Genomic DNA, 9256 nt, shown 5'->3' with positions numbered 1-9256 from the left:
CTTGGTCGTTACAATCGCGAGCGTGCTGCCATTCTAAATTGAGCCACTACCAAATACCTGTCTGCCTCATAACATAGCGATGCCGCCAGCATATCCGTACGTGCGAAAGCCTGGGCAGCGATAAAGCGTAGATGTGGGCCAAGCGATTCAAGAATGAGCGGGTTATCTTCGTCATTGTCACGTTTAGCCTGAGCCAGCACTGTCGCTTCCGTTGCTGCCTGTGCTTGTTCATTCATCGCTACACTATGTACAAAGATGGCCAGTAGGCGATGCAGTCGTAGCATACCATTATCTGCTGGCTCTAGCAGCCCCAGATCTATTAGGCGACGAAGCCCCCGCTCGGAGTGGCGCTGTGCAGTCTGGTCATCCTCGGTTAGATCCAGTGTGGCCAGCAGCAGTGATCGTGGGATTGGTTTGCCCGGCGCAAAGCAGGCGGCTCGCGCCAATAGCGTAATAGCCTGCGCATCGTTTGGGTCGGTGGCATCCAACCGTGCATAACTGAGTACGAATGTACGAGCTACATGCTGCTCATGCTTAGTAGCCGAGAGCGTGACATCGATCCCTTTGAGCGCATCGTGGTCGAGTAGTCTAACATTGCGTAGCTCGACCAAAAATCTAGCCGGGTCGCCAAAGACCGGGCTGTCACGGTAAGTGTCTAGGAAGCTGCCAGCTAGATGTAACGCGAGCGGTAGGTCGCCTAACTCTTCGGCAATAGCGTCGAGATCTGAATTATCCTCAGCCAAGTCGCGTCGGTCTCCACGCAGGAGAGAAACACTCTCAGCACGGGACAGCACGTTGAGGGGCATAGCTGTGATATTTAGACTCTTACTCCATGTAGCATGTTGGCTCGTGACCAGCACCCGACAGCCGCCAGCTGTTGGTCGCCACTGTTGCAGTAGGGCCTCGGACTGTCCGGGCGTAATATCGTCGCAGTTGTCAAAAATGAGTAGGCGAGGGATTGGCAGTTGCCATGCTGTCTGTACCTGTCGTACCAACTCATCTAACTTAAGATCAGTGGAGCTAGTGATTCCAAGAGTGTCACCGCAGGCAGCCACTTGGAAGGGAATGGTAGCAGGATCTGTGAAGGAAATCCAATAGACACCACCGGCGAAGAACTGTCCGTAGCGATGGACAAACTCGCTGGCAAGGTTAGTCTTGCCGATTCCACCCATACCAGTGACGGCAACGGAATGGCCTATGGCGATGGTTTCCTGACCCTTCAGTGCTTGAGCTAGAGCATGCAGATCGGCCTTACGTCCGACAAAGAGTGAGTTGCGGGGCAATGGCATAAGCGGGCTAGGCGGCAACGGGGCTTGGTTGGGGATGGTATCGAGGGGCATAGCCTGTAGTAGAGCAAGACCTCTATTGAGGGCTGGTTCCTCTAGCTCCTGCCACAGCCGCCCGTCCGTCCTGAGCCAGAGCACCGCCTGCCACCAGGGATTCTGCTCGCCGAGGGCGGCGCGGGCAGCAGCGAGCGCCCGGTCAATCTGCCCGTCGCGGCGCAGCTCGCTGATCATTATAGGCAGGAACGTCCTTACTGTGCTCATGGCCACATTGCCTTGGAAACCGAGCACGGCTGGGACGCCGATGCGGGCCAGGCCAGGGCCAAGGGCGCTCAGCGTATCACCATAGCCGCGTCCGGCGCTCTGGCAGCTGAGCAGGGCCAGCAGCAATGGGCGGGCGACGAGACGCTCGACGGTAACGACCACATCTGCGCTAGCCACTGGGTTGGCCATGCCGTCGTCATGCTCCAGCCAGAGCAGGGATTGGCCGCCATGTGCCACCAGGAGCATGATCGGCGGGGCGTTGCGCAATTGTGCCGCAAGGTTTGTCAGTGTCGCCCGGCCCGCTGCATCGGGGTGATCGCCCAAAATCGTCGTGGGGATATCACCCAAGGCGGTGCGGGCGCGACCAATCTCGCCGTCCACATCGACCTCAGCAAGATTGTAGTCGCGCAAATTGCTAGGGTTTGAGACTACCACCAGGGCGTGCAGGTCAGGCCGGGGCGGGATGGCGACGGGCGTCAGGTTGGGGGTGTCGAGGGTACGGACGAGGCGCACGTGCTCGTACAGGGCGATGGGCTGGCCGTTCTCTGGGTCGCGCAGTGTCTCCCAGCGCAGGGCGTGGAGATCGGGGGCGGTCGCGTCGAGGCGCAGGCGCAACTGGAGATCACCGGCGGCTGCGTAGGCCCGCGCCTTGAGCCATGCCTCACGCAGCGGCTGGGCGGCGAAAAGCTGGGCGGCCAGCGCCGTCCCATAGGTGACGGGGTCATTACTGCACCCCAGCAGCGCCTCTGCGTCGAGAACGACAGGTGCATTCGTGGCCAACTGTGCCGGAGCGGCGCTGGCGACGCTGGTCAGCTCGGCATCTGCGACGAGACTGGCATCAGGGAGGCGGTGGATGTGGAGTGTAATGGTGGTATGTGGCATAGCGCATGCTGATCAGGTGCAGGATGTACGGTAATCATAGCAGGTAGAAGGCGACGGAGCAAGGGGTACTTCCGTTTTTCGCTACCGACAGCATCTATTCCTCATAGTCGAGGGCATCGCTCTAGCCGCAGCCGGCAGGCATTCCTCAACCAGCTGCGCATGCTGCTCCAACGATTTCGTCACAGGCAGTCATCCGCTGGACATTCGCGTCGATGGTAGGCGATTGTGCCATCCTTCGTCCACTGGCGGATTCCGCCAGTGGGCCAAGAAGTGGGGGGTGATCAGATGGCTGAGGCTGGGGCTGCAATCCGATTTGGCAGCGTTTGTGCTATGCAGTTTACGCCCGTGCATGTATCATGCGGGTGATCAGGTTTCTGCACACTTCGCCGGGCGGCCCACCCATGCCAGGGATAGGTGATGCGCGATACTGAGGCCTTCGATCTTGAACTTGAGTATTGACCCTAGCAGTCTGTCGGAGAGTGTGGAGTTTAGGGCGTTACAGAGCTATAAGCCAAAATATTGAATTTGCCTTTGTGATGCGCTATTCATGGTTCTCTCCGACAAACTGCTAGGATCAGGAACCGCCGTCTGGCGACTGGGATCTTCCATCGTTGCCCAACGCCAATGAGCGGCCAACGGACGCGAATTGTAAATCAAGCGGAAGCTGCGCGTCGTTATGTGATAACGAGTGGATGCGAACAGCGCGACCGCAGATACACCGCAGGGCTATACCAATAGCCGCCATCATCGTACTCGACATAGAGGGCCTGACGTGCATTGGTGACTGCCTGCTGGATCGTCTCACCACCCGCAAGCCCGCGATAAAAGATCTCGGAGAAGCGTGCGGCTGCCTCTGAGTCAAGCGAAAACTGCATCACAATGACGGTAACAACTCCGGCCATGCTAAGCATTGATGCAATGCTAGTGACAAGATCGGAGGTGTGTATGTGCCCCTTTCGGCTTGTGTTCAAGACGATCACAGGGATAGAAGCGAGAAGTGTGGCCGCCTGACGTGCATTGAGCGCGCGATCTTCGAACTGTAGGTATGCTTTGTCATCTCTCCAAAAACTATGGCCATAGAAGTGCAGAATATCTACTGGTTGCCGATCTTGGAGCCGGTCAGTCAGCTTACTCAGCCGCGCTGGATACAGCTCCTCAACGACAACGCCGCTATCGGTGAGGGGCTGGAGTGCTTGTTGGCGAGCTCCTTCCTCTACAGCGGAATCCTCATCCTTAAGGCTAGATCGCGGACACACGAAGAGCAGCTGTAGTTTTCGATCTGTAGTTGGGGCTGGTGGTAGTGCCTCAGGTAGCTCTAGGTAGCGCAGGCAGGATGTATCAAGCCCACGCTGCCCAAGAAGCAACGGCTGCCGCTCGGACCAGAGCAACTCCCACGGCAGTGCGGCCAGATCGGCGGCCCCCTCGCTAAAACGCAAGGTGAGGGTCAGAGGCAGCGAACGCTCCATCGCAATGCCCTGCGCGACATCAAGTGTTGTCCGTGCGACTGGCTCAGCAAAGAGGGCATTGAACAGCATACGGCCCAGCCGCTCATCGGCCCGGCTCGCGATCTTGTCATCGAACCACAGCCCGTACTGAACGAGACGTGATTGCTCATCTGCGCTGAATATGTCCGAAGTAGCACGCCCCATGCGCTGCTGCTGCACTGCCTCAATCGCATGCACGATCAGGGAAAGATCACTTCGGGTAAAGGGCAACTGTAAGTATGAGTTGGCTGTGCCGCCGCTGAACGAGTCCCAGAGCAGGAGTGGCGGATCACCAGGCGCGAAGCGCACGGTAAGGTGGACACGGTTATCCGAGGTGTCGATTCTTTTCGTCGCTGTGTTTGCGCTGTGTGTTCGCAGCACCTCAGGCAGATGTGCTGCCTCGATGACCCCGCCCGCAGTATGGCTGGCCGCCTCGCGCAGAATCTCCTCAAGCTCCTTGAGGTTGCCCTGGGCATAATCGTGGGCGGCCAGCAGCTCTAGCGCCTCCGGTGAGATATTCGTCGCTAACCCATAGCGCTGGAGCATGTGGCCCGCAATGGCGAGCACATCATCGGCATCACGGCGATCACGGAGCGACGGAACAATCAGCAGCGTTTCTTTCAACAGCGCTAGGAGATCCTTGTGGAATCGGCCTTGTCGCTCCAATTGCTCCAGCCGCTTCAGGCTTGCGGTTGTGGTAAACACAAAGCGCAGATTCACCGAAATCCGTCCCGGCGTGCCTGGTCGCTGGTACGCGTGTTCCTTCACCAGGGCGGCTAGCTGCATCTGCTGGCCAAACGGGAGCTTATCGATTTCCTCAAGCATCAGGGTTCCGCCGTCAGCGCGGGCACATAGCCCAGCGTCAGGGTTCAGCGCGTCTCCCCAGAGCTCGACTAGCGTTGCGCTGATGCGCAGACACGACAGCGTCATAAAAGGGCCTGCACGAAAGGGGCTGTTGCTATGGATGATGTTCGCAATCAGCTCCTTACCCACCCCCGGCTCGCCAGAAATCAGCACGGGAAGCTCAAGCGGTGCCAGCGCCTGGGCGCGGGCGAGGGCCGCCTGCATTGCCGCGCTGTTGGCAATCAAGTGAACCGGCGTGGCTAAGGCATCACGCTCCACTGCAAGGGGCGCTACCGCCATCGTCTCCCGCTCCTCACGCGCGCGCAGCACTGCCATCTGAACCTGCATGGGAAGTCGAGCTTTATAGCCGGCCTCCTTCTCAATAAAGCCCATCGCGCCGGCGAGCATGGCTTCGGCAGCGACCATATGGTTGGTGAATGCCGTAACTGTGATCACCTGGGTGGTCGCATCGCGGGCCTTGAGCTGCTTGATCACCACCAGCCCGCCAAAGCGGGCCTGGCCCTGCTCGTGCATCACCAGAAGCATATCAACCAGGGCCGCATCAAAGTGAACCCGCTCGATCAGCGTAGCCGCCTCCTTGATACTTCGCGCGCTGTAGACCTGGTAGCCTTCCTGGCGCAAGATCGTACAGTAGCTCGTATTATCAAAGGCGTCGTCATCAACCACCAGGATCGTCCCGAGCGTTTCCACAGGGCTGGCTCCTTATGCACAAGGCAGACTGATCTGAAATATAGTTCCGGGCGCATCCCAGGCCGGCAGGTTAAGCAGCACAGTGCCTTGCTGCCAGTTCTCAATTTGGTTTGCCTCTGCTTGACAGGCGCTGGATACAAAGACCGCACCACCGGCGCGCTCGATCAGAGACTTTACGGCATAGAGGCCAACGCCTGAGACAGAGCCCGAAACTTTTGTACTAAAGTTCAGCAGGAAGATCGCGAAGGCGTTTTTCTGTGGAATACCACACCCCGTATCGCGTATCTGCACAACAACCTTGCTCTGGACACGTGCGCTTGTCACCTCGATCTCGCCCGACTCGGTCGCGTCAATGGCGTTGCGGATCAGATTCATGAGCACCTGCTGCATCTCGATTACGGCCATCTTCACCGTCGGCAGATCGGAACCGAGGTGGCGCACCATCTGGAGATGCTGGCTGCTGGCGGCCAGCATGTCGAGTACCTGATCGATCACGTCATTGATGCTAATCAGGGCATCGGGAAGTCGCTCGCCCTCCAGCGTCAGCACCAGATTGCGCGTGAGTAGGTAGCAGTAGAGCACCGAGCGGCGGATCTTCTGGCGCCAGCCGACCTCCGAGTGCGGCAGATCGGTGCTCGCATTGGGTAGGGGTTGCGCGGGCTGCTGGATTTGAATAGCCCAGCGGCGGATCTCATCAATGCGCTCCATTAGCTGGCTCACCAGCGGTGTCAGTGTTTCGGTTGCCGCCCGCATGATCCGCGCATCTGAGCTGCCCCGCAACTTCTGGCTCAGATCAGCGCGCTCGTCGATAACTGACTGGAGGGCAGCTTGCAGATCTTCAAGTGGTAGGATCGTTGTGATTTCCGATTCCTTTGCGGCCATTACCGACACGGGAGCCGTATTCTCGCCGAGCGCGTTGATGTGTTGTTGCACTGCACGACAGCCTTGAATTGCTTGCTGCATCGCATCAATATGCTTGCGCTCGTCTTCAATGAGTGTCTGATCATCGAGCGCAACGTCAAACGTCTCGCTCAGGGCACGTAGACCGTTGCGCAGATCGTGGTCGATAATCGCGGTAAGCTGGCGGATCACCTTACGGATCGCCACCTCGCCTGTGTTCTGTTCGATCTCATTCCGTAGTTTTCCAACCTGAGCTAATTCGCTACAGTAGCGATCATAGAGTCCGAAGCGACCAGGTTGGATCTGGAGCAAGGGCGGCTCACTCTTAACCACGATTCCCTGTGAGCGATAGCGGTCGATCAGGTTTTGTGCGACAGCTTCCAGTAGCTTGCCAGGCGAGGTATCGGAGACATGCGCCCAGGCAACCGTCATACGTGGGGGCGGCTCAGTGGCCGTGACTACTAGAGGGTGGGTCTCGAATGCGTTGAACAGATCTTCCTCGATCTGATCGACATACGTTATCGGTACGGCGGCAAGCACATCCCCACGCCCAACCGGCAGCACCCTTATGGCGTGGGGAATGCTCAGTGAGTGACTCTGAAAGAGTTCGCGGGTCTGTCGTTCCCCACCGGTGATGCTGAGGTAGAGCAGCGCCAGATCGTGATCGGCGCTGCCGACAATCTCGGCAAGGGCGCTATATCGTCCCAGCAGCGGGTTCTTTTGGGAGGAGCGCAGGTAGCCGGAGAGCAGGTAGCGGCTACGGATCGTTCCGCTGAGCGATTTACACTCGTACCTACAGACGCTGGTCACCGCATCCACAGCGTCGCGGATCTCGCGGGTATCGCAGAATGGACCGTCCTCCCAGGAGATAACGCCGCCCGAGAGCGACATCAGCGGGTATTGGCACAGGTTGCCCGCATCATCAGGCACTTCGATAAATCGCTGCTTGCGATGCTTATAGTTATAGTGCAATCCAACCTCTTCATCGAAGCGAATGATCAGGCGCTCGCAGATGGCCGTGATTTGCCCGAGCGAGGAGATGATCACGAAGTCGGGGCCGACACCTAGCTGGCCAATGAAATACATGCTGCCGCTAACATCATTGCAGATCTCAGTAAGCAGCAGGGCCGTAAACGTCAGCACATCCTCGCTGGGCACTGAGCCATATGATTGCATAAAGGCCTCGAAGCCGTTGATATGCAGTCCGGCGACGGCCCAATCCATAGAATAGAGCAGATCGCGAATCGCCTCATCAATCAGCCCCGTAGTCGGGAGACTCGTGGCCGGGTGCATCTGCGATTTACGCTGCGCATCCTTCAGCAAATTTCTGACAATCGTGTGTACTTCTTCAATATCGAAGGGCTTGATGATATAGTATTGAGCCATCACCTCGCCAAGGCCGATCAGCCGGTCGCGTCGCTCACCACGGGCGGTCAGGAAGATGATCGGGATATGGCGGGTTCGCGGGCTCGCCCGCAGGGCCTTCCCGATATCATAGCCCTCCATATCTGGCAGGTTCACGTCAAGCAGCGCCAGGTTCGGTGGTGTCTTGTTACAGATCTCTAGGGCTATTTGGCCGCGCATCGCGGTGAAAACCTCGTAGCCTTGAGCTGTAAAGTAAATCTTAAGCAGACTTGAGATGTCGGGCTGGCCCTCAACGATTAGGATGCGCTCTTTCCTCACTGGCTTCCCCTTGCATCACATTCTCCCTCGCGTGCCGTTGCCCGGCGGTATCAGGTAGGCTGGCCCGGTCTCACGCGAACGAATATAGACCACTGGAACATACCACGAGGCCCCGTCCGGCTCCTCGACATAGAGCGCCTGGCGGGCGGTGCTCACCGCATCCTGGATACTCTTGCCCTGAGCTAGCGCCCGGTAGATCACTGCCGTAGCTCGATTAAGTGCGGCCATACGTATTGTAAGCTGCATCCCCACCACCATTGGTACGCCTGCCGCGCTTAAGGCTGGAGCCACCCCGCTCAAGAGGCTCGGCTGAGCCTGATCCGGATCGGCCCCGACCATTGCCCCCTGACATGTCGCCAGCACCACCAGGCACACCCCGCCAAAGAGCGGCAGTAGCCGACTCACCGGGGTGGGGTTCCAGCCGCCGGTGGGCTGATCAAGGATCAGGTAGCCCTGACCATTGCGGTAGGCCCCATGGCCGACATAGTGGATGATGTCAGGTGGCGGGCCAGCCTGAATCGCATCAACAATTGCCCTGGGTGTGGCCGGGCTCACCTCGGCAAGCATAATCACATCGCCCTGATCAATCAGGGGCTGCCAGGTTTTGTTGCGAGCCTCCTGCTCGGCTTGGCGGTCTGCCGCAGCTATGCCGGCGTGAGGGGTGATCGGCAGGATGCGCAGTGGGGTCGTGATCGAGCGCGTGGGAGGGATCGCCGCGCTCAGATCAATATGCCGGGTACATGGGGCCAGCTGTCCCCGGCTAAGCAGCAGCGGCGTCGGCTCATCGCCCCAGAGCAACTCCCAGGGCAGCGCAGCGAGAGCGGTCGCATTGGGGGGGAAGCGGAGGCGCAAGCTAAGGGGGACGCCCGTACTAGAGGCCATTTCGCGGGCGATCTGGAGGGCAATGGCTCCGGCAGGGTCGCTTGTGAGTGCGCGGTGAAGCGTTCTGCCGACGGTCTGGTGGGCAGTGTCTACTATCAGACCGTTGCATACGGGAATGCCAAGCGCAGCCAGCCGCTCTACCTCAGCAGACGAGAAACCACAAGAGAGCTGTTGAAGCTGATCCAGAGCCTTGATGACCAGAGGGAGATCTTCAGCGGAATAGGGTGGAGAAAAAGTGCTGTGACGCACGCCAAGCGTATCAGACTCCCATCGCACGGCTATGTTGCTCGTGCTTAGACAAGGTTTCAGAAGGGCCGAATCAGC

At 58.7% G+C, this 9256-nt stretch carries 4 protein-coding genes; all 4 read right to left on the bottom strand.

Translation table 11 applies throughout. The features are described 5' to 3' along the window. Positions 1-8 precede the first annotated feature (8 nt). Complete coding sequence (locus K2Z83_RS27145) at positions 9-2429, bottom strand: CHAT domain-containing protein (RefSeq protein WP_220598300.1); 2421 nt, start codon at positions 2427-2429, stop codon at positions 9-11. Between the two features lie 674 nt (positions 2430-3103). Continuing rightward, positions 3104-5467, bottom strand: coding sequence for a sigma 54-interacting transcriptional regulator (locus K2Z83_RS27140; protein ID WP_220598299.1), 2364 nt, complete (start codon positions 5465-5467; stop codon positions 3104-3106). 12 nt (positions 5468-5479) lie between these two features. Then, entirely contained in the window at positions 5480-8050 is a 2571-nt protein-coding gene (locus K2Z83_RS30285) for a response regulator (protein ID WP_220598298.1), read from the bottom strand. A gap of 15 nt (positions 8051-8065) precedes the next feature. Then, a partial coding sequence (locus tag K2Z83_RS27130) for a CHAT domain-containing protein (RefSeq protein ID WP_220598297.1) occupies positions 8066-9256 on the bottom strand: 1191 nt, incomplete at its 5' end.

It is taken from the genome of Oscillochloris sp. ZM17-4, assembly GCF_019599295.1.
Classification (GTDB): domain Bacteria; phylum Chloroflexota; class Chloroflexia; order Chloroflexales; family Chloroflexaceae; genus Oscillochloris.
Note: the sequence above shows the minus strand (reverse complement) of the source record. Positions and strands in the feature narration are given on the sequence as shown.